The sequence below is a fragment of the Sporichthya polymorpha DSM 43042 genome (assembly GCF_000384115.1).
GTDB lineage: Bacteria > Actinomycetota > Actinomycetes > Sporichthyales > Sporichthyaceae > Sporichthya > Sporichthya polymorpha.
In genome coordinates this window covers 3,904,737-3,924,015 of record NZ_KB913029.1, presented here as the reverse complement: position 1 = coordinate 3,924,015, position 19,279 = coordinate 3,904,737, and the positions used below count along the sequence as shown (strand labels likewise).

Sequence of the window (19,279 nt, the reverse complement as noted above, 5' to 3'; positions counted from 1 at the left end):
ATACCGCTATCGGAACGATAGTGCTATGGGAAGACGGTGCCGGTTGTTACCCCGCCAGGTTCTCGATCAGCACCGGGTCGATGCCCTCCTCCTCGGGGAGGTCGAAGCCGAATACCTGGGCGTAGAAGGAGAGCTCGGACTCGACCGCGCGGCGGATGTTCTCGGCCCGACGGAAACCGTGCTGCTCGCCTTCGAACAGGAGGTAGGCGACCGGGACCCCGCGGGTTCGGAGGGCGTCGACGATCACCTCGGACTGGGCGGGCGGGACGACGGCGTCCTCGCTCCCCTGCAGCACGATGAGCGGCTTGCGGAACTTCTCGACCTGGCTGATCGGCGAGCGCTCGCGGTAGATCTCCGCCGCCTCGGGGTACGGGCCGACGAGGCCGTCGAGGTAGCGGCTCTCGAACTTGTGGGTCTCGGCGGCGAGTGCCGCGAGGTCCGAGACCCCGAAGTGGTCGGCGCCCGCGGCGAACGGGGTGTCCTCGCGCACCAGGGCGGCGAGCGTGGTGAACCCACCGGCCGACCCGCCGCGGATGCACAGCCGGTCCGGGTCCGCGCGATCGCTCTCCGCGAGCCAACGCGCCGCCGCGAGGCAGTCCTCGACGTCGATCACGCCCCACGCGTCCTTCAGCAGATCCCGGTACGGACGGCCGTAACCGGTCGAGCCGCCGTAGTTGACGTCGACGACGGCGAAGCCGCGGCTGGTCCAGAACTGCAGACCGAGCTGGAGCACGGGGATCGCTGCCGCGGTCGGGCCGCCGTGGATCACCACGAGCAGCGGCGGGCGCTCCCCCGCGGCCGCTTCGAACGCCGGGTTGGTCGGCGGGTAGTACAGCGCGTGGGCAGTGCGCGCGGAGCCGTCCACCCCGCGGCTCGGGAACGAGACGTGCTCGGGCAGCGAAATGAGCGCCGGATCGAGGCCGAGGGCCCGCGGCGCCCGCAGCTCCGTCACGACGGGCTTTCCGTCGGTCAGATCGATCCGCGCGACGATCTGCTCGCTCGTCGGACTCCCGGCAACCACCACGACCGAGGACGGGCCCGCGAGCCGCAGGTCCGAGTAGATCGAGAACGGCAGGTCGAGATCGACGATCTGACCATCGGTCAGACGCAGCGCCAGCCCGTCGTACCCACCGCGGACGCGCGCGAACACCACCGTGCCGTCGGCCAGCACCGCGTAGCGGGCCGCGCCGAACATCCAGGCGGGCCAGCCGATCTCGGCGTCGATCTCGACCACGGACGCGACGGTGCCGTCGGGCTCGGCGCAGTAGAGATTCCACCAGTCGGTGCGGTCGGAGAGGAAGAGAAGCCGCCCGTCCTCGGTCCACCGCGGCTCGCCGACCGACTCCCCCGGTCCGCCGGCGACCACCGTCTCGGCCCCGGAGTCGAGGTCCAGTCGCACGAGCTCCGTGTCGTCCCACGGCATCGACGGGTGATTCCACCGGACGTAGGCCAGGGTGCGTCCGTCCGGCGACAACCGCGGTGAGGACACGAAGTCGGTTCCGGTCGCGAGGATCTCCGGCGTCGACGGGGCATGGGCCGCCAGGCGGACGATCTCGTTGCGCACCGCCGCCGCGCCGCCCTCGGCCGCGTGCTGCTCGCGCACGCAGACGATCCACTCCCCGTCGGGCGAGATCTCCCCGTCCGCCCACCGGTCACCACGCGGCACCGCCGGCTCCTCGGTCAGCGGTTGCGGCTCCCCGCCGGGCTCGAGCCGGTACAGCCGCTGGTCGACCCAGTTCACGAACCAGACGACGCCGTCGCGCACCCACCACGACCCGCCGCCGTACTCGTGCACGCCGGTGCGGGCGTTGAATCCGTCGGGCAGCAGGTCGGTCCGGTTGCCCGCGGCGTCGAGCCGGACGAGCTGCGTCCGGCCGCCCTCGGCGGGCCGCCCTTCCGCCCACACCACGCCGGTGTCGTCGTCGACCCGCACCTCCCGGAGCTGAACCGCCGCACTGAGCAGCAGCTCCGACGTGATCGGCGTGGACCAGGATCCGTACGGTGCGCGAACGATCATGGCGCCACCCTACGAGCCGACGACGCCGCACGACGCCGATGACTTCGCCGCCGCGCTCCGGTCTGCACCGGTGAACGACCGAGCAGGAGGAGGATCACCCCATGAACGCGACGGCACGGCGGATGTTCGAGCTGGTCGAGCCGATCGGGGTGATCCCCTACGCCTTCGACGAACCGAACGAGGCACTGTTCGCCCTCGGGTTCACGGACTTCTGGGACACCTACTTCGCCGGCCGCGCCGCGCCGCTCGGCCGGGTCCCGGCGGAGGTCGTCGACGCCCTGTTCTACAACTTCGCCGCGGGCGAGGTGGCGCGGCACATCCCGAAGGTCTGGGACACCACGACCCCGGAGGCGGCCTTCGCCGCTCGACAACACGGCTGCGTCGCGACGATGCGACGGATCCTCGGCGAGCACGTCGACTCCCCCGCGTTCGTCCGCGCCGGACACCTGCTGACCAAAGCCGCCGTCAGCGCGCCGTACGAGGGCCGCCCGATGTACGCCGCCCTACGGGCGCTGCCGCTGCCCGAGGGTGCGGCGGCTCGCCTCTTCCACGCCGCGACGTTGCTGCGCGAGCACCGGGGTGACGGCCACATCGCTGCACTGATGACCGAGCGCATCAACGGTCTGGAGGCGCACATCCTGGTCGCGCTCGACATGGGCATGCCGGCCGAGAAGTTCGGACGGACCCACCACCTCCCGGCCGCGCACCTCGCCGCCGGCGTCGAGGGTCTGCGCCGGCGCGGCATCGTCGGCGAGGACTGCCTGCTCACCGAACGAGGCCGTGCGGTCAAGCAACGGATCGAGGATCTGACGGACGATCTGGCCGCCCCGCCCTACGACGCCCTGGAGCCGGCGGAGATCGACGAGCTCGTCACCGCGCTCGAACCCCTCGCCGCCCCGCTCGTCGCCGCGCAACCCTGGTGACGACCCGTCAGGCGTAGCCGAGCTCGTGCAAGCGTGCGTCGTCGATGCCGAAGTAGTGACCGACTTCGTGCTTGACGACCTTCTCGATCAGCGCGACCACCTCGTCCCGCATCCAGCAGCGGATGAGGATTGGCAGGCGGTAGATCGTGATGCGGTCCGGCAGGGCGAAGGCGTACTGACTGGTGCGCTTGGTCAGTGGGACGCCTTCGTAGAGGCCAAGCAGATTGAGGTTCTCGAACCCGTCGTCGACACCGAACGACACATTGGCGATCCGGCTGCTCAATCGCTGCGGCAGGTTCTCCAGAACCCGGCCGACCTCGAACTCGAACTCGTCCCGCCCCATCGCGTACATGACGGGAGAACCGAGCCGCGCTCGTGTCCATTCCGCGCCGCGCCGGCTACGTCCAGCCGTAGGACCGGCGCAGCTCGGCCGCGACCTTGTCGAACCGCGCGCGGTCGAGGATCGCGCCCTCGCGCCGGACGCCGTTCTCCTGGACGTCGAGCACCCGGTCGAGCCGGATCCACGACGGCCGCTGCTGACCGTCCCACGCCCCGGCGCCGAGGTGCATCCAGTGCCGCTGTCCCTCCCGGTCCGCGTTGCTGGAGAGCATGAGGCCGAAGAGTCGGTGCCCGTCCCGCCCCACCACCAGGAGTGGTCGGTCCTTGCCCCGGCTCGGGTCGTCCTCGAACGGCACCCACGCCCACACGACCTCCCCCGGGTCCGCGGCGCCGTCGAGGTCCGGCGAATAGGTCAGGATCCGTCCACCGGGCGGCTTCGGGCGCGTTCGGCGCGGTCGCGGCTCCAACAGCCGGGCGAGCAGTCGCGAGGAGATCCGGGCCACGTTCACGGAGCAAGCCTGCCTGGTCCGGTGCCCGGGGGCGAGCCGGCACCCCGTGCCGCCGCACCATGAAGCGCAGGAAGCTCCGTCCGCTTGGACCTACCTTCTACACATGCGAGTGCACATTGAAGTGGACGACGACCTCGTGGCCGCGGTCGGCCGGCTCGCCGGGCCCCGCGGGCGGAGCGAGTTCGTCCGCGACGCGCTGCGCGCCGCCGTCGATCGCCAGTTGCGGGCCCAGTCGTTACGGCGGGCCGCCGGCACAGTCGACGCCGGTCACGACTGGGACAAGGACCCCGCCGGCTGGGTGGAGCGTCAGCGCCAGGTCGGTTGAGTAGGGCCGGTTGCGTCCGTGCTCGTGTGCTCGGCAGCACCGTGCTGATCGACTCTCCGTGGACGTCCGCTGTGGGGTGCGTGGCTTGCGGCCAGGGGACCCTCCCCCGCCGAGGCGCCTATCGACGGTCTGGTTGTCCTGCCCATCACCACGGACGTTGCGAAGGTGGCCGGCACCTGGCGCCGGAATTTCACCGGTCGGAGCCTGAGACCGGCTCCGGGCGCGATGCCGATTCCTTCTTCGGGGGTCGAACGGAACCCCCCGCTCAGCGAGCCCCTTTCCGGGCTCGCGGGCAACTGTTTCCCGGATACTCAGGGCGATCGGCCCCTGTTGAGTAGGAGCGTGTGTGGGCCGCCTTCGACGCCTGCGGGCTACTAGTCAGCCGGCGGTTCGCGTCAGAAGACTGGCCGACGCTGCTCGTCGAGGTGTCCTAGGCAGTCGGTTCGAGTCCGACCCGCCCCAGCACCTGTGCGCATTTGGCTCGCCGACGTTCTGTCGGTGCCTCGGCGGATCGTTGGCACCGCCGGCTGATGGTTGACACGCGGGGGCGGAGGCGGGGCTGATATCGGTATCGTTATCATCTGGTTGGACCGTCGAGTGCCATCCGGCTTGCGGGGAGTGGGCTGACAGCTCGACCAGGCAGACGCGGAGGCACTGCTGGCGGCGATCAGGGTGCTCCGCGACGTCGGTCCTGCACTCGGGCGACCGCTGGTGGAAAGCGTGGTGGCAAGCCGGCACAAGAACATGAAGGAACTGCGTCCGGGTTCGACAGGTCGCACGGAGGTGCGGGTCCTCTTCGCCTTCGATCGGGTGCGGAGGGCGATCCTCCTGGCCGGCGGAGACAAGAGCGAGGACTGGAAAGGGTGGTACGTCCGCAACATTCCGGTCGCAGATGAGCGCTTCGAGGCACACCAGGCGGCCCTGGCCAACAAAAGGGCCAGCGGACGAGAGGAGAAGGGGAGGAAGCGATGAGTGACATGGAGCGCTTCGAGAAAAAGGTCCTCGAGGCTCCCGGTGCCGCTGACCGGCTCAAGGAGATCGAGGACGAACTGCGACTCGCTGCGGGGCTGACCGCGTTGCGGGAGCAGGCTGGGTTGTCACAGCGGGAGCTCGCGAAGCGGATTGGTGTGAGTCAGCCCCGCATCGCGGCCATTGAACGGGCCCGGAACGTCACACTCGATGTGCTCGAGCAATACATCACCGCCGTGGGCGGGCGACTTGAGCTGACGGTGGTCAAGGGCGACGAGACGATCGCGCTGACGGGCCTAACTCCGGCGAAGAAGCGTCGTGCCCGGAGCGCTTCTCCCAGGAGGACGATCAAGAGCGCATAACTCGTCCAATCGAAACGCGACCCGTGAGGCGTCTAAGCGATCGGCTGTTTGGTCGACTGGATCATGGGTCGGACGGCAAGTCCTCGGTCCAGAGCCCGCCGGGGCGCTAATCCAGGGCGCGCACCAGCACCCGGCCCCGCACCGCTTCGGGCAGTTGGGCGAGTGCGGCATCGAGGACTGCGATCTGATCGGCGGCGTTGTTGGCATTCGCACTGCCGGGGCGCAGCAGCGCGGCCAACGGCTCGCCGGTTCCGGTCGGGCCGTGATCGGCGAAGGCCAGGAGCGGGTGGAACCCGAACCCGCGCTTGAAGGTCGGCGCCGCTCCTTCCTTCTCCGAATGCGCCCCGACCAGCGTGGCGTCCAGATCCAGCACCGGGCGGTCCTGACCAGCCCACGGATCGACCCGTGACCACACCCACGCCCGGGCCTGCGCGCGGGCGGCACGGATCGCGCCGAGTGTGGCTTTGGCCGTGTCCGGATCTGCGGCCAGGGTTTCGATAAGTCGGCTGACCGTCGGGTCCGAAGCCACCGGGCCGAACAGCTCCGGCTGCGCGCGCACCAACGCCAGATCGGCCAGACAGTCCCCACCCAACGCGATCGCGACCACCAGATCGAGCACCGTCTTACCTGGGTCGTGCACCGCCCGGTGCGCCCGCCACGGCGCCAACCCCCGGGACAGGGCACCGGCCAAGCCGCTGGCCACCGCGGTCTTCAAAAGCAACGCCCCACCCGCTGAAGAGATCAGCGACTCGCCGCCAGCCTCAACACGGGGCACAGAACGAACCCGGCTACCCTTCACCTACGGAGTGCCTTCCGGCTCGGCGATCTTGGACCTTCGACAAGCCCAGAATCCCGTGCCAGACAGGCACTTCCGTGTTTAACGCGCCGAACTCAACCGCTCACACGCGAAATGTCGAGGTTAGTGCGGGCAGAAGCGGCCGAATCGGCGCCCCCCACTTCGTTCGAAGACGTGGATCCACAACCAGTGACCACAGCGAGGACCGCGAGCGACAGGCTCGTTCTCACGCCCGGGCGGCGGCGCTTCCACGCAGTAGTGCATCGCCCGCCGCGTTTCGCCCCTGTCATGCGCCGAGACTACTGACGGGCACGAATTCAGCCCGTGTGCGCGCATCCAACTCAACCTGTTGACGGTGATACCTGGGCGGTCGTAGGGCGATTGATTCGTCAGCGCCTCGGACCCGACCCGAGGCGCGCCGCCGGCGCGCTCCCCCGCCGGGGGCGGCTCCTATCGCCTGGTGGTGTGGCCGAAAGGCACGCAACCAACGGAATCGAGCGCAGTACCCGCCGTCCGGATCGGCAAGGACATCGCCCGAAGCGGCGACACCGTGCAGCTCGGCGGCGGCAACGACGACGGCCGGGCACTTGCCGACCTGCTTGCCGACCTCGTACCTGCCGCCTGCCCCTTCGACGGCGTGTTCATCGTCGGCTCGCCCGAAGCCGCAGTGGACCGCTGAGACCCGCCGCCAGCCACCCACGCACCGCCGACGGTGTCGGGCCTCCCTGCAATGTCCTGCATTCGATGCGCGGGGACGACGGGCCCCGAGCCCACCGCGGCGGTGTTCCCCCTCAGACCCAGCCGTGGCGGGCCAACAAGGCCCGGAGCTCAGCGTGCTCCTCACGGAGCTTGTCGTACTCGGAGCGGGGCAGGCGGCGCCACTGCATGTCGAGCACGGGCAGTGCGAATTCCGTTGAGACCTCCAGCAGGGTCGCGATGGCCTCCAGCGCCGCCTCGGTATCGCGAGCCGTAGCGAGCTCCGCAACCAACTCTCGGCAGCGCTCCGAGGCATGCAACAGAACCTCGATCACGGCCAGGCGCTGGTGTACGCGCTCCAGGTAGTCGGACGCGATCTCGCCCTCGGGATCGACGACCGATTCCCACGCCTCCCGGCGTTCTCTGTACGGCCCGGCCCACTCGAAAGAGAGCGGGTCCAACTCCACGTGCGGGGTGAATTCGGTCAGCTCGGCGAGCCACACGCCGCCCCCGCCCGACTGCCGCAAGCACGTCCCCGTCAGATCGTCGATCACGATCACCAGCGGGTGTGCCTTGTGCGCCGGAGGTGCCAGTTCGATCTCCCAAGCCCGTCGACCAGCGACCTCGACCGGCTTCGCCGGGCCGGTCGGATAGAAGAAGTCGGTCTCCGTGGTGAACAGGTCACCGCGCATCAACGGGTTCCCGAACAGCGACCAGGGATGACCGTCCGGGACGTCTGGGGAGGGGTCCACCGACCGGACGAGGACCCCATCGCTGTCCCGGACGTAAGCGATCGAGCCGTTCTGGATGTGCAGCAGGCGCTGATCGTCCTCCACCCGCCAGCGCTCACCCCGGGCATGCGAGAACCGGCACGTCCCTCGACGGGGCTGGTGGCCGTAGAACTCGTCATCCTCATCGGCGACCCAACGCATCACCCCGGCAGCGGTCTCGTAGCCGGGCGCGTTCAGACGAGCCCTCAGCTGCTCCCAGCTCGGCACCTCACCAGCCACGGTCAAACCCTACGGTCCCCGGCGGGGCCTGAACGCGCACGCGTCACGGCCTCCACGCCGCCACCCGCGGCCTCGTACCTGTCACGCATGGTTCCTCGTTTTCACTGGAGCACCGCTCTTGGCTGAACTTAGGGCGTCAGTGCACCGCCTGCTCGCCGTTCCTGACGCGGGGTCAGGACGGTAGGTTAAGCCACAAATCGAAGTACGGGACGTCGTCCGATACCCGCCGTCGATGCGCACGTCGGCACCAGTCAGACCGGCACCTCGAGAGGTCCCCCGCCACGCGTCGACCTCGGCGCGCGCTTCTGCTTCCGAACCCACCCGTGCGACATGCACCCAAGCGAACCCAGCGGCCTCCAACCCTTCGGTGGCGGTTCGACCGAACCACCCTTCGCCCCCAGTTGAAGTCTCCACCGGGCGCGAGACGAAAGAGCGCCCCCGACGGGGCGGCAACCCGACGTCGAAGTCGTCGTCCGCCGGCAGATCCAGGTACTCCTCCCTCAGATGCGAGTACACGACCCAACGCGCGGCCGGGCAGCTCCGAGCCCAGGCCAAGACCTCGACCTTCGTCCCCTCAACGTCGTCGCAGTCGCTCGCCTCGGGATCCTGCCAACTGCCCTGCCATTCGCCCTCGCTGAGCCGGAGGACGAACACTGTCCCGTGACCGGGACGCGGCCGGGCTGGGCTCGGCGGTGCCAACGTCGCGTCGAACCAGGGCCGGCCGGAGGCATCCCACTCCTCGCGGTAATTTTCGAACGAGCAGGCAACCCCGGTGCCGGGGTTGTTGTTCCTGCCGAACTCGAACCCGCACCGCGGGCAGGCTTCGTACGACGGCCGGCCGAGCACACGCTCGTACGGAGGCGACAGCGCGAGATGAGCCGGCGGCGGCCACAGCTCGTACGGCTTCGCCGTCAGCCCGTCGTACTCGCACACAGGACAGGTGATCACGGGCTGCCGATCCTCGTTTGTACGGCCGACAGACGAGATCGATTAGGAGTACCCCAGGGCAACACCCCTCGAATCATTTGGAGCTCGGGAGAGTCTTTTGCAGGACTTGTCATGACAGCTCCCGCTCCTGCGGACTAGCCATTCCATGACCGCCTGTGCGGATCCCACGTGCCGCTGCCCGCACGCCGCAGGATCACCGGATCGGCGAAGGCTGCGACAGCCTGCAAGACCTGCCCGAGATCCCGCGGCAAGCGATCTTCGAAGCCCACTTTGCTTCGCCAGGATTCCCACCGGCCCTGCCCGACCTCTTCGAGACCTGCGACGGCATCCGCCAACGTTGTCAGACGCGCTCCGCGATGTGACGCTACCTCAGCCAAACTCTCGTACATCTCAGCGGCATCTAGCGAGGCGGCGTCGGACAGAAACAAGATGTCTGCGAAATCTCGCCATCGGGTCGTCGCGAGGCCGCGCTCCAGCGCCGTCACGATCTTCTCCGCAAGGACCATCGACTGCGAGTATCCCAACAGGTCGATACTGCCTCCGAGGACGCGCGGCAGCGCGATGATCGCCGGAGGCGGCAGGATCGGGTCGCCAACATTGAAATCCACGTGGAAGGACACGGAGGCCGTCGCGAGCTTGCACGGCATCGTGATCCGGACGCCGGGATATGCATCGCTCTCACGGATCAACTCGGCTCGTGCCCTGTCTGGGTCCAGTAAGAGTCCATCGTCCAGTTCGACGCGCGCAATCTGCCGCGCTGCACGCAGCAGATGTTCGGCGTCACCGTCCATGTCCTGCGCAGCTAGGTCGACGTCGCGGGTCGGCCGGCGCGCTCCGAACGCAGCCAGCAGAACACCACCCTTGAGGACCAAACGTTTCGCATGGGGGCTAGACACGAGGCGGGCGAGGAAACCCTCGAGGGCGTAGAACTGCATGAGTTCCGCGCCCGGGCGTCCGGTACGTCGACCCAGGTTCTGAAGGTCGAGGTACGCGCGGCCCGCGACCGAGTCGCGGCTCACCTTCGTCACAACAAGACCTGCAGGACCCCGCGGATCTTCGCCTCGGTCCGCGGGAAGTTGCGCGCCATCTCCATCAATGACGCCGGACTGTTCCCTCCCCCGCGGAGCCAACGTCGAAGCGCCTCGACAGCTGCCTCGGGCCCGATCTGGTAGTCCAAACGGAACGCATCCACGATGCTTCGGCGCGGCCCGTACACCCCGATCGAGGTCGACGAGTCGAGCTCGATCTGCCCGCGTTCGAGCTCGAACGTCGCGACCGCGAAGGAGTGCCAGCGCACCGGGGCACTGACCTTGGGATGCCAAGCCCCGCGCGGCAAAGCAATGTCGATCACCGCCGGGATGTCATCGCTCAACTCGTGATGAACCAGGGCGCTCGTCAAACACAAGGTGGCCATCGGCGCTTTGCTCGCGATCTCGATCTGGTCGAGATCGGCCAGCTGTGCGTTCGCTCGCCGGAACAGGCCGCGGGCGACCTGCTCCAGCCGCCCGAGCTCGACGAGCTCGCGCAGCGCCGGCTCGCTCAACCCAGCCGCGAGCGCCTCGGTGAAGCGGAAGGTCTCACCGAGCGCCCGAGGCAGGACCGGAGCCATGGGGAAAGTCTCCACACCACCGGGCCAGGTGTAAAGGTTTTCCTGCCGAATCGGTAGGGCGGGTCGGACTCGAACCGACGGCCCAGGGATTATGAGTCCCCTGCTCTAACCAGCTGAGCTACCGCCCCGTGTGCTTTGCGCCGGTCCGAGGGTAGTGCTCGGCCGGCCGGTTGCTGTGCGAAGGCGGGTGCTCAGGCGGCGATCAGTCCAGCGCGGTGCTGTTGTTGTCGAGGGTGACGATGCGGACCATGCCGTCCGCGACGTAGGTCGACCCGGGGTTGTCGGGGTTCGGGAAGAAGCAGATCAGCGCGTAGGTGCCCGGCTCGACGGAGTAGGTCAGGAACTGCTCCCGGCCCGGCGACAGGGTGTCGCCGCCGACGTAGCCGGAGAGCACGAACGCGCCGTCACCGGTGCCGCGGAAGAGGGAGGAGACCTGCTCCGGAGTGGTGCCCTGCTTCACCTGCAGAAAGGCCACCTGCAGCCACCGGTGGCCCTTCGAGACCCGGTTGCGGATCAGCACGGTGCCGGTCGCCTTGAGCTTGCTCGCACCCTGGTACCGGTTCTTGTCGTTCATCGTGATCACCGGCGTACCCGTCGGCATCGCCGCGGTGTTCCGGCCCGGCACGATCTTGAGCTTGTAGAGCCGACCCCCGGGCGGACCGACGTTGTCCGAGAGGTAGTACTGCCCCGGCGTCAAATTCACCGTCGCCGTCGCGATGGCCCCGAGACTCGGGTTCGCGCCGCCGTAGGTGATGACGTTGCGCTGCATTCGCTTGACGGCCGCCGCGTTGTCCTGGCCGCCGTCGTAGTACAGCCGCGTCAGCGCGCGGGTGTCGCGGCGCAACTGCTTGACGGTGTAACCGGGCTTGAGCCGGAACAGCGAGAGCAGGTGGTCCTCGTCCTCGGCCAGCACGCGCAACCGGAGCGGCCCGGCGACTTGGGTGAGACCGCCGGAGATCTCGGTGCGGTCCTCCGCGATCGTCACGCTGATCATCGGAATGCGCGCGGTTTCCCGCGCCGGAGCGGCGCCGGCCGGGACCGCCGCGACCAGCACGGCGCAGGTGGCCGTCGCACACGTCAAGCGCAACCGGTGGAACATCGCGGACCCAACGTAAGCCTGGTCGGCGACTCCTCAGAAGACCCGGCGCGGGAGCGCAACCAAGCCGCAGTCCGACGCGCACACAACCGCAATGTTCGTCAGCTCGGACGCACAATCCGCACGTAGTCGGAGCGGGTCAGCGGACGGTCGGTCTGCGCCCCGTTGGCCAGCGGTGCCTGCAGCGGCGCGCCCTCGATCGTCAGCAGGAGGCGGTTCACCTCGGGCAGCGAGGTCGCCGTCAGCACGATCTGGGCGATCGCCGTGGTCTGGTCGGGCGGCACCTGACCGAAGCTCAGGTCCACCGTCGCGAGGTCCCCCTCCAGCCCGGTCACCGTCAGCCGGGTGGTCGGAGGCAGCGCGGTGCTCACCCCGCGCTGTCGGTCGGTCCCATCGGGACCGGCCGCGAGACTGTTGAGCAGCTCCTGGAGCGCCGGCACCCCTGTCCGCGCCGTCAGGGTCCGCACCGCCGGCCGCAGCGTGGTGTCCCGCAGGAAGTACACGGCGGCACCCGAGCTGTCCGGGTCCCTCGAGGGCACGGCGGTTGGCGGGGCGTCCGCCAGCAGACGCGGCGGCAGGCTGAGCGGGTCGATGTCCTTGACGCCGCCCGACGGCCCCAGACCACACCCCGTCAGCATCAGGACCGACGCAACCGCGGCCGCCCACCCCCTCACAGCTCGTCCTCTGGAAGCGCAGGCATCCGCACGACGAAGCGCGCGCCGCCGGACGGGTTGGCGGTGCACCAGACCATCCCCTCGTGCGCGGTGACGGTCTGCGCGACCAGCGCCAGCCCGAGACCGGTACCGGACGACGATCCGCGCGCCGCACGGTTGGTCGCGAACCGCTCGAAGATGCGCTCGCGCTCACTGACCGGGACGCCCGGCCCCTCGTCGTCGACCAGCACGGCCACCTGGTCGTCCCGCCGCTCGACCCGCACCGCGCTCACCCCGCCGCCGTGGCGCTCGGCGTTGTTGACGAGGTTGAACAACGCACGCTCGAGCAACGCCTTGTCGCCGAGGACCAGACCAGGATCGACGGCCGACACGATGTGGGCGCCTGCCCCGGCGCGGTCGGCCACCTGCGCCGCCAGCTCCGTCATCGAGACCGCTTCCAACCGGTCGCGCTCGAGCCCGGCCTCGGCGCGCGCGAGCGTGAGCAGACTGTCGACCAGCTGCAGGAAGCGGTCGAGCTCGGCGTGCACGAGGTCCAGCGCCTCCCGCGAACGGTCGGGCAGTTCTTCGCGCCGACGCTGCATCACATCGACGGCGGCGACCAACGTCGTGAGCGGCGACCGCAGCTCGTGCGCGACGTCCGCCGCGAACCGGCTGTCCCGCTCGATGCGGCGCCGCAGGGTGTCCACCATCGCGTTGAACGAGCCGACGATGGTCGCGAGATCCGGGTCGTCGGTCGGCGGCAACCGAGTGTCCAGCAGGCCGCCCGCCACCTCCGCCGCGGTCGCCGCCACCAGGTTCAGCGGCTGCACCACGCGCCGGCTGGCCCAGATCCCGAGCGCGATCCCACTGACGCCGGCGACGGCGGCACCGGTCGCCAGCACGGCCTGCAGCGTGCGGATCGTCTCGTGCAGTTCCCGCAGCGGGACGACGCGGTAGAAGGTGGCCCCCGGCCGGGTCAGCGGGATGCCGACCACGACGGTCGGGACCCCGTCCCGGGTGACGGTGGTCCGCGCCGCGCGGCCGGAGTTCACCCGCTCCGCCAGGGCGGGCGGAATGACCTCGCGCCCCACGCCGAGCGAGGAGGAGTACCACTCCCCGTCGCGCTCCACCACGACCGTGCCCGACTCCGGAGCGCCCGCGGCGGACAGGATCGCGGGGATGTTCGCGTCCGCGCTGTCGAGCTGGTCCGCGACGAACACCGCGTCGAGCGCGGCCTGCCGGACGACCGTGCGCTCCCGCTGGTCGTACAGGTAGGCGCGCGAGAAGAAGAACGTGGAGCCCGCCAGCGTCCCGGCGATGAGGAGCGCGCCGGCGCCGAACGTCAGGGCGATCCGGCCACGGAGTCCGCGGGGCCGCCGCACCAGGAGCTTCCTCATCGCCGGTCGAGTCGGTAACCCATCCCGCGGACCGTCACGACGAGCTCGGGGTTGGCCGGATCCCGTTCGACCTTGGTCCGCAGCCGCCGCACGTGCGCGTCCACGAGCCGCTCGTCGCCGAAGAAGCCCTGGTCCCACACGCGTTCGAGCAGCGTCGTGCGGCTGAGCACGATGCCCGGGTTCGCCGCCAGCTCGCTGAGCAGCTGGAACTCGGTCAGCGTCAGCGAGACCTGCTGCCCGCCGAGCCGCACCATGCCCGCCGCGGTCGAGAGCACGAGGTCCCGGCCCGAGTCGAGGACGACGTCCGTCGGGTTCGCCTCCTCCGGCTGCATCACCGCGCTGGTGGCGCGCCGCCGCAGCGCGCGCAGCCGCGCGCTGATCTCCTTGATCTGGAACGGCTTCGTGACGTAGTCGTCGGCGCCGGCCTCCAGGCCCGCGACGATGTCGTGGGTGTCCGCACGCGCACTGACGACGATGATCGGGACGTCGCTGAACTTGCGCACCTCGCGGATGCAGGTGAATCCGTCGACCGCGCCCAGCATGAGGTCGACGATCATCACGTCCGGCGTGCGGGCGTGCATCTCGCTCAACGCCGTCTCGGCGCGATCCGCCTCGATGATCTCGTAACCCTCGTCCTCGAGACCGAGGCGCATCGCGGCACGGATACGGTCGTCGTCCTCCACGATGAGCAATCGCGTCGGCATGGGGCCCATCGTGGCAGAGGCACCCAGAGCGGCCTCCTTCAGCACGCCCCGACAACCCGATCGTCACACGATCACAAAGTTCGCAGTCGGAAGGTCGCAACAGGACCCCGGCACGCTGAAGAGGTGAGCCGCCGAGGGGACGTGATGCACGCAGACGCCGCGACCGACTGGACCGGTGACGACGACGTCGCCGTCGTTCTGCTGCACCCCGACGTCGAGCCCGACGGCATGCCCGACCTGCGGTTCGAGCTGCACGAGCTGGTCCTCGCCGGCGTCCGCACCATCGTGGTCGACGCCTCCTGCCTGGACGAGCTCCCCTCCCCCGTCATCGGCGCCCTGCTGACCGCGCACCGCGCCTGCCGCGCGCGGGGCGGCGCCGTCGCGATCCGCTTCCCCAGCCGTCGCGCGCTCGACCAGCTGCACCGCACCGGCCTCTGGCGCGTGTTCGACGTCGACGCCGTGTCCCCACGTCTGACCTACCCCTCCGCCCGACGGCGATCGAGCCGCGGGACGGCGCCCGCATGACGCGGTCGCCCACGTCCGTCCTGGAGATCCGGGACCAACTGCAACGCGAATACGCCGATCGCCTGCCCGCCGAGACCGTGAACGAGGTCGTCCTGCGGCTGAGCGCGAACGGAGCCGTGTCCCTGCCCGTGCTCGCGGCCATGGCGCGTCGGGAGCTCGACACGCACACACCGCGACGGGAGGACGCCGCCGAGCGGTAGACGGCCGCGGAGTGGGTACGTCTTCGACGTGCCTGCAAAGAAGTTGCTCGGAGCCGCCCTGCCCGTCGCCGCCCTGGCCGCGCGCGACCTGACGCAGCGTCGGCACGCCCTCCTGCGGAACTACCCGGTGCTCGGCCACGCCCGCTACCTGCTGGAGGCGCTCGGACCCGAGCTGCGGCAGTACATCGTCGCGGGCAACTCCGAGGAGCGCCCGTTCACGCGGGACCAGCGCCGCTGGGTCTACGCCTCGGCCAAGCTGGAGAACAACTACTTCGGCTTCGGGACCGACAACGACATCGAGTACACCGAGGGCTACCCGGTACTCAAGCACGCGACGCTCGGCCGCCTCACCCCGCCGTCCGAGCCGACCGCGGCCCACGAGGCGTGGGTCCCCTGCGGCAAGGTCCTCGGCGCTGCCCGGGACCGGGCTGGCGCCTTCCGGCCCGACTCGGTCTTCAACATCTCCGCGATGAGCTTCGGGTCCCTGTCCGGCCCTGCGGTCGAGGCGCTCAACCGGGGAGCCGCGTTGGCCGACTGCCTGCAGAACACCGGCGAGGGCGGCCTTTCCGACCACCACCGCCACGGGGGCGAACTGATCTTCCAGATCGGCACCGGCTACTTCGGGTGCCGCGACGAGCACGGCCGGTTCGACCTGGCCCGGCTCAAGGACCTCGTCGCCTCGGCCCCGGTGCGCGCGATCGAGATCAAGCTCAGCCAGGGCGCGAAGCCGGGTCTCGGCGGCCTGCTCCCCGCCGCCAAGGTGAGCGAGGAGATCGCCCGCGTCCGCGGGATCCCGGTCGGTCAGGACTGCGTGAGCCCGTCGCGGCACGCGGAGTTCTCCGACGCGGACTCCCTCCTCGACTGGGTCGAGATGGTCGCCACCGAGACCGGGCTGCCCGTCGGCATCAAGTCCGCGGTCGGCCAGGACCACTTCTGGAACGAACTCGCCGAGCTCATGGTCCCCGGCACCCGCGGGGTGGACTTCATCACGATCGACGGCGGCGAGGGCGGCACCGGCGCCGCACCACTCGCGTTCTCCGACCACGTCTCACTGCCGTTCCGCCTCGGGTTCACCCGCGCGTACTCGGCCTTCGCCCGTCGCGACCTGACCGAGCGGATCGTCTTCGTCGGCGCCGGCAAGCTCGGCCTGCCCGACGCCGCGGTGACGGCCTTCGCGCTCGGCGCCGATCTCGTCAACGTCGGACGCGAGGCGATGCTCGCGGTCGGGTGCATCCAGGCGCAGAAGTGCCACACCGACCGCTGCCCGACCGGGGTCGCCACCCAGAACCGGTGGCTGACGCGCGGGCTCGACCCGACGCTCAAGTCGGTCCGCCTCGCCAACTACGTGAAGACGCTGCGCCGGGACGTGCTCAAGCTTGCCGAGGCCTGCGGGGTCCACCACCCCGCCCTGATCGACGCGGACATGATCGAGCTGCTCGACCGTGGCCAGTCGGCCGGCACGCTGCGCGAGATGGCCTGCTACGAACCCCACTGGGGCCGGCTGAGCGCGGCCGACCGCGACGAGCTGGAACGAATCATGACCGTGACCGCTCCGGTCGGCGACGCCGCGCCCGCGTCCAAGCACGCGCGCTGACGTCCGCTGAACTCAGAACGGAGCGGCCACGCACCTGGAGGAATGCGCGACCGCTCCGTTGCCTGAGGGTGCGTCAGCTCTTGGCGGGCTTCGCCGGCTTCGCGGCCGCGGAGACGCGGGTCGCGGTGTAGGTGACGTCACCGGTGGTCGCGTCGCGGCTCGTGGTGCCCTTGACGTTGACCTGGTCGCCGGCCTCAAGCTCGACGAGGGTCGCCGCGCCCTTGTTCAGGTTGATCTTCGTGGTCGGGGTGACGATGACGGTCAGCGTGCAGCCGCGCAGCGCCTTCACCTGGCCGCCGCGGACGACGAACGTGAGCGTCGCCGCCTCGGCGTCGACGGCGGTGACCTTGCCGTTGTGGACGAAGGTCGGCTTGCTGTGGCCCTTCTTCTTGCCCTTGGCCTTCGCGTCCTTCGCCTTGGCGTTGGCGCGGTTGACCTTGTGGTCCTTGACCTGCGCGGCCTCGCCGCAGGCCTTGACCTTCGGGGCGGCGGCGACCGAGGAGGCGCCGGCGACGGGGGCCAGCAGGCCCAGGGTGAGAACAGCGGCGGCAGCCAGACGGGTGCGGTACATCGGGAGCTCCTGACGGGAAGGGTGGGCGCGCTCCCCGGGCGGTTGGGGATTGCGACGTCACCCGGTACAGCGCACCGGTCCCCGGCTCTGTCACACCCTGCGCGGGATCAGTTCGCGACAGTCACCGATGGGGTCGGCAATGCCCCGCCGGGTCCGTAATGTGAGCGACCGGAACGGAACCGTCGGCGTCCGTCGGACGTCGGAGCGTGGACCTGGCCGCCGAGCGTTGGGACCTTCGGGACGTGACGAACGACGATCTCGCCGTCGTTCTCGCCCGCGCCCAGCGCGGTGACGAGGAGGGCTTCCGCGAGGTCTACCGCACGGTCCACCCGGGCCTGCTGCGATACCTGCGCGCGCTCGTCGGCGACGAGGCGGAGGACGTCGCGTCCGAGGCCTGGCTCCAGATCGCCCGCGACCTCGCGACGTTCAGCGGCACCGCCGACGGCTTTCGCGGCTGGTGCGCCACCATCGCCCGAAACCGGGCGATGGACCTGGTCCGCCGGAAGAAGGCGCGCCCGGTCGCGGCGGACGAACCGGTCGAGATCCTCGAGCAGATGTCCTCCCCCGACGACACCGCCGACGCCGCCATCGCGCTCGTCGACGGCGACGCCGCGCTCGCCCTGATCGCCACGCTCCCGCCGGACCAGGCCGAGGCCGTGATGCTCCGCGTCATCGTCGGCCTGGACGCGGAGGCCGCCGCCGAGGTGCTCGGCAAGAAGTCCGGCGCGGTCCGCACCGCGGCGCACCGCGGGCTGAAGAACCTGGCCAAACGGCTCACGAAGCCGGAAAGTGACCCTGACGGTGTGACATCCGCGCAGCCCTCTGCGCTGAAGGACATGTGATGACGAGCCAGGACCGCACCCGCGGCGAGCGCGAGGAGATCCTCGCCCTCGCGCCGGACGCGACCGCCGCCGAGGCGGACGCGCTGCTGGCCCTGTTCGCCTCCGCCGCCGGCCCGGCCGCCACCGGCAAGCTTCCCGGCGAGGACGCCGCCGTCGCGGCCTTCCTCGAGGCGCAGCCGGCCCCGGCCGCCGCCGGCGCGACCGCTCGACGCGCCAAGGTCCTCGCGGCGCTCACCGGCCTCTTCACGCTCAAGACCGCCGCCGTCGCCCTGGCCGTCACCTCGGTGGGCGGCGCCGCGATCGCCGCGTCCACCGGCGTGCTCCCGACCCCGCTGACCGACAAGAAGACGACCGTCGAGCAGCCGGACCCGCCCCGCGCGGACGCCGAGGCCGTCCGCGACGCCGCGAAGACCGCTGCCGCGGCGGACCGCGCCGACGCCGACGCCGGCCGCACCGCCGAGGCGTCCTACTCCGGTCTGTGCCAGGCGTTCACCGCCGGCGCGTGGACCAACGAGCGCGCCGCCGGCAACCCCGCGTTCTCCCGCCTCGTCGAGACCGCCCCGGCCGGGGACGTCACCGCTTTCTGCACCGCGCTCGACGCGGAGACCACGAGCCCGAACGGGAAGACCCCGCCCGGCCGGGCGAAGTCCGACGCCGCGAAGGATCGTCAGGGTCCGTCAGAAAAGGGCACCGAGGCCCGCGAGCGCAGGGCCGACAACGGGAAGGCTCCCGCGGAGAAGGCGGGCGGTCAGCCCGCCGACCGCGGCCCTGGTCAGGCGGCGGAGAAGAAGTCCGGCAACGCCGCGGGCAAGGACCGCGCGCCGAAGAAGAAGCCGATCGCCGGGGAACGCGGCCACCGCCCCACCGGCGTGGGCTCCGTCACGTCCGGCCCGTGATCATTCCGGGAACCGCAGCGCGTCTGGTTGGCTGAGCGCTGTCACTTCCGCGACGGGAACCAGGAAGCCGGTGCGAATCCGGCACGGTCCCGCCACTGTGACCGGGGAGCGAACCCCACGCACGGCCACGGTCCCACCCGGGACGGGAAGGCCGGGGTGAGCGTCGATCCGGGAGTCAGGAGACTGACCTGTCGCGGATCCGTATCCGAGGGGCGAGGAAACCCCAGGATGGAGATCCCGGCATGGTTGCCGTCCGCCGATTTCGGCATCGTTCTTTTCCCCGCGCTCGCGCCCTCGT

The 19,279-nt window shown here is 70.3% G+C and carries 20 protein-coding genes, 1 tRNA gene, 2 pseudogenes and 1 riboswitch; of the genes and pseudogenes, 10 read left to right on the top strand and 13 right to left on the bottom strand.

The window, feature by feature from the left end:
• Nucleotides 1-46: 46 nt before the first annotated feature.
• On the bottom strand, nucleotides 47-2,017 hold the full coding sequence (locus SPOPO_RS0119020; protein ID WP_019876596.1) for a S9 family peptidase: 1,971 nt from the start codon (nucleotides 2,015-2,017) through the stop codon (nucleotides 47-49).
• A gap of 101 nt (nucleotides 2,018-2,118) precedes the next feature.
• Between SPOPO_RS0119020 and SPOPO_RS0119015 the strand changes: the two genes are divergently transcribed.
• The gene (locus SPOPO_RS0119015; RefSeq protein WP_019876595.1) at nucleotides 2,119-2,940 is read left to right on the top strand and encodes an SCO6745 family protein; all 822 of its coding nucleotides are present in this window, start codon (nucleotides 2,119-2,121) and stop codon (nucleotides 2,938-2,940) included.
• A 7-nt stretch (nucleotides 2,941-2,947) separates the two neighbouring features.
• Here SPOPO_RS0119015 and SPOPO_RS0119010 read toward each other — a convergent pair whose 3' ends face one another.
• Together SPOPO_RS0119010 and SPOPO_RS0119005 are read right to left on the bottom strand one after the other, a co-directional pair.
• The gene (locus tag SPOPO_RS0119010) at nucleotides 2,948-3,292 is read right to left on the bottom strand and encodes a metallopeptidase family protein (protein WP_019876594.1); all 345 of its coding nucleotides are present in this window, start codon (nucleotides 3,290-3,292) and stop codon (nucleotides 2,948-2,950) included.
• Between the two features lie 46 nt (nucleotides 3,293-3,338).
• Nucleotides 3,339-3,788 (bottom strand): type II toxin-antitoxin system PemK/MazF family toxin, encoded by a 450-nt coding sequence (locus tag SPOPO_RS0119005; RefSeq protein ID WP_019876593.1) that lies wholly within the window; start codon nucleotides 3,786-3,788, stop codon nucleotides 3,339-3,341.
• A gap of 103 nt (nucleotides 3,789-3,891) precedes the next feature.
• On the opposite strand from SPOPO_RS0119005, the gene SPOPO_RS0119000 reads away from it, so the two are divergent.
• The 3 genes and pseudogenes from SPOPO_RS0119000 (at nucleotide 3,892) to SPOPO_RS30535 (ending at nucleotide 5,444) form a co-directional block, all read left to right on the top strand.
• On the top strand, nucleotides 3,892-4,113 hold the full coding sequence (locus SPOPO_RS0119000; RefSeq protein WP_084671276.1) for a type II toxin-antitoxin system VapB family antitoxin: 222 nt from the start codon (nucleotides 3,892-3,894) through the stop codon (nucleotides 4,111-4,113).
• A 642-nt stretch (nucleotides 4,114-4,755) separates the two neighbouring features.
• Nucleotides 4,756-5,085: pseudogene (locus SPOPO_RS30540) on the top strand (type II toxin-antitoxin system RelE/ParE family toxin); the annotation flags it as partial.
• Entirely contained in the window at nucleotides 5,082-5,444 is a 363-nt protein-coding gene (locus tag SPOPO_RS30535) for a helix-turn-helix domain-containing protein (RefSeq protein WP_019876590.1), read from the top strand. The pseudogene SPOPO_RS30540 and the gene SPOPO_RS30535, both read left to right, overlap by 4 nt.
• A 118-nt stretch (nucleotides 5,445-5,562) precedes the next feature.
• Here the strand turns inward: SPOPO_RS30535 and SPOPO_RS30530 are convergent.
• A pseudogene (locus SPOPO_RS30530) lies at nucleotides 5,563-6,243 on the bottom strand (IS1380 family transposase); the annotation flags it as partial.
• A 457-nt stretch (nucleotides 6,244-6,700) separates the two neighbouring features.
• Here SPOPO_RS30530 and SPOPO_RS34440 point away from each other — a divergent pair.
• The gene (locus tag SPOPO_RS34440) at nucleotides 6,701-6,919 is read left to right on the top strand and encodes a hypothetical protein (RefSeq protein WP_156870028.1); all 219 of its coding nucleotides are present in this window, start codon (nucleotides 6,701-6,703) and stop codon (nucleotides 6,917-6,919) included.
• Nucleotides 6,920-7,031: 112 nt separating this feature from the next.
• Here the strand turns inward: SPOPO_RS34440 and SPOPO_RS0118975 are convergent, their stop codons facing one another.
• The 8 genes from SPOPO_RS0118975 to SPOPO_RS0118935 all read right to left on the bottom strand — a co-directional run bounded on the left by SPOPO_RS0118975 (nucleotide 7,032) and on the right by SPOPO_RS0118935 (nucleotide 14,353).
• The gene (locus SPOPO_RS0118975) at nucleotides 7,032-7,934 is read right to left on the bottom strand and encodes a hypothetical protein (protein ID WP_156870026.1); all 903 of its coding nucleotides are present in this window, start codon (nucleotides 7,932-7,934) and stop codon (nucleotides 7,032-7,034) included.
• Nucleotides 7,935-9,028: 1,094 nt separating this feature from the next.
• A complete protein-coding gene (locus SPOPO_RS30525) occupies nucleotides 9,029-9,922 on the bottom strand; it encodes a nucleotidyl transferase AbiEii/AbiGii toxin family protein (RefSeq protein WP_019876585.1) in 894 nt (297 codons plus the stop codon).
• Nucleotides 9,919-10,503 carry a type IV toxin-antitoxin system AbiEi family antitoxin domain-containing protein gene (locus tag SPOPO_RS0118965; RefSeq protein WP_028984918.1) on the bottom strand — a complete coding sequence of 195 codons (585 nt, stop codon included), beginning with the start codon at nucleotides 10,501-10,503 and terminating at the stop codon, nucleotides 9,919-9,921. The genes SPOPO_RS30525 and SPOPO_RS0118965 overlap by 4 nt, the downstream gene beginning before the upstream one ends.
• 54 nt (nucleotides 10,504-10,557) lie before the next feature.
• Nucleotides 10,558-10,631: transfer RNA gene (locus SPOPO_RS0118960), tRNA-Ile, on the bottom strand.
• A 74-nt stretch (nucleotides 10,632-10,705) separates the two neighbouring features.
• The gene (locus SPOPO_RS0118955) at nucleotides 10,706-11,584 is read right to left on the bottom strand and encodes a hypothetical protein (RefSeq protein WP_211210921.1); all 879 of its coding nucleotides are present in this window, start codon (nucleotides 11,582-11,584) and stop codon (nucleotides 10,706-10,708) included.
• Nucleotides 11,585-11,700: 116 nt separating this feature from the next.
• A complete protein-coding gene (locus SPOPO_RS30520) occupies nucleotides 11,701-12,273 on the bottom strand; it encodes a GerMN domain-containing protein (RefSeq protein ID WP_019876580.1) in 573 nt (190 codons plus the stop codon).
• A complete protein-coding gene (locus SPOPO_RS0118940) occupies nucleotides 12,270-13,649 on the bottom strand; it encodes a sensor histidine kinase (RefSeq protein WP_028984917.1) in 1,380 nt (459 codons plus the stop codon). Before SPOPO_RS0118940 ends, SPOPO_RS30520 begins: the two co-directional genes overlap by 4 nt.
• Nucleotides 13,646-14,353: a response regulator transcription factor gene (locus SPOPO_RS0118935; RefSeq protein WP_019876578.1), complete on the bottom strand. Its 708-nt coding sequence runs from the start codon at nucleotides 14,351-14,353 to the stop codon at nucleotides 13,646-13,648. Before SPOPO_RS0118935 ends, SPOPO_RS0118940 begins: the two co-directional genes overlap by 4 nt.
• Nucleotides 14,354-14,476: 123 nt before the next feature.
• On the opposite strand from SPOPO_RS0118935, the gene SPOPO_RS30515 reads away from it, so the two are divergent.
• Genes SPOPO_RS30515 through SPOPO_RS0118920 form a run of 3 tightly spaced genes read left to right on the top strand, consistent with a single transcriptional unit; the run spans nucleotide 14,477 to nucleotide 16,672 of the window.
• A complete protein-coding gene (locus SPOPO_RS30515) occupies nucleotides 14,477-14,878 on the top strand; it encodes an STAS domain-containing protein (RefSeq protein ID WP_211210920.1) in 402 nt (133 codons plus the stop codon).
• Complete coding sequence (locus SPOPO_RS0118925; RefSeq protein ID WP_019876576.1) at nucleotides 14,875-15,078, top strand: hypothetical protein; 204 nt, start codon at nucleotides 14,875-14,877, stop codon at nucleotides 15,076-15,078. The genes SPOPO_RS30515 and SPOPO_RS0118925 overlap by 4 nt, the downstream gene beginning before the upstream one ends.
• A gap of 28 nt (nucleotides 15,079-15,106) precedes the next feature.
• Nucleotides 15,107-16,672, top strand: coding sequence for an FMN-binding glutamate synthase family protein (locus SPOPO_RS0118920; RefSeq protein WP_051098408.1), 1,566 nt, complete (start codon nucleotides 15,107-15,109; stop codon nucleotides 16,670-16,672).
• 73 nt (nucleotides 16,673-16,745) lie between these two features.
• Here the strand turns inward: SPOPO_RS0118920 and SPOPO_RS0118915 are convergent, their stop codons facing one another.
• On the bottom strand, nucleotides 16,746-17,243 hold the full coding sequence (locus tag SPOPO_RS0118915; protein WP_019876573.1) for a hypothetical protein: 498 nt from the start codon (nucleotides 17,241-17,243) through the stop codon (nucleotides 16,746-16,748).
• Nucleotides 17,244-17,485: 242 nt separating this feature from the next.
• Here SPOPO_RS0118915 and SPOPO_RS0118910 point away from each other — a divergent pair, with 242 nt between their 5' ends.
• Together SPOPO_RS0118910 and SPOPO_RS33075 are read left to right on the top strand one after the other, a co-directional pair.
• A complete protein-coding gene (locus tag SPOPO_RS0118910; RefSeq protein ID WP_033386904.1) occupies nucleotides 17,486-18,085 on the top strand; it encodes an RNA polymerase sigma factor in 600 nt (199 codons plus the stop codon).
• A complete protein-coding gene (locus SPOPO_RS33075; RefSeq protein WP_019876570.1) occupies nucleotides 18,085-18,981 on the top strand; it encodes a hypothetical protein in 897 nt (298 codons plus the stop codon). The genes SPOPO_RS0118910 and SPOPO_RS33075 overlap by 1 nt, the downstream gene beginning before the upstream one ends.
• Before the next feature lie 7 nt (nucleotides 18,982-18,988).
• Nucleotides 18,989-19,187: riboswitch (cobalamin riboswitch) on the top strand.
• Nucleotides 19,188-19,279: the final 92 nt, after the last annotated feature.

What these genes read in the sequence shown, in the direction of transcription:
- SPOPO_RS0119020 (WP_019876596.1), bottom strand. Translation starts at nt 2,017, where the DNA reads ATGATCGTTCGCGCACCGTACGGATCCTGGTCCACGCCGATCACGTCG.
- SPOPO_RS0119015 (WP_019876595.1), top strand. Translation starts at nt 2,119, where the DNA reads ATGAACGCGACGGCACGGCGGATGTTCGAGCTGGTCGAGCCGATCGGG.
- SPOPO_RS0119010 (WP_019876594.1), bottom strand. Translation starts at nt 3,292, where the DNA reads ATGTACGCGATGGGGCGGGACGAGTTCGAGTTCGAGGTCGGCCGGGTT.
- SPOPO_RS0119000 (WP_084671276.1), top strand. Translation starts at nt 3,892, where the DNA reads ATGCGAGTGCACATTGAAGTGGACGACGACCTCGTGGCCGCGGTCGGC.
- SPOPO_RS30535 (WP_019876590.1), top strand. Translation starts at nt 5,082, where the DNA reads ATGAGTGACATGGAGCGCTTCGAGAAAAAGGTCCTCGAGGCTCCCGGT.
- SPOPO_RS0118965 (WP_028984918.1), bottom strand. Translation starts at nt 10,503, where the DNA reads ATGGCTCCGGTCCTGCCTCGGGCGCTCGGTGAGACCTTCCGCTTCACC.
- SPOPO_RS0118940 (WP_028984917.1), bottom strand. Translation starts at nt 13,649, where the DNA reads ATGAGGAAGCTCCTGGTGCGGCGGCCCCGCGGACTCCGTGGCCGGATC.
- SPOPO_RS0118935 (WP_019876578.1), bottom strand. Translation starts at nt 14,353, where the DNA reads ATGCCGACGCGATTGCTCATCGTGGAGGACGACGACCGTATCCGTGCC.
- SPOPO_RS0118925 (WP_019876576.1), top strand. Translation starts at nt 14,875, where the DNA reads ATGACGCGGTCGCCCACGTCCGTCCTGGAGATCCGGGACCAACTGCAA.
- SPOPO_RS0118915 (WP_019876573.1), bottom strand. Translation starts at nt 17,243, where the DNA reads ATGTACCGCACCCGTCTGGCTGCCGCCGCTGTTCTCACCCTGGGCCTG.
- SPOPO_RS33075 (WP_019876570.1), top strand. Translation starts at nt 18,085, where the DNA reads ATGACGAGCCAGGACCGCACCCGCGGCGAGCGCGAGGAGATCCTCGCC.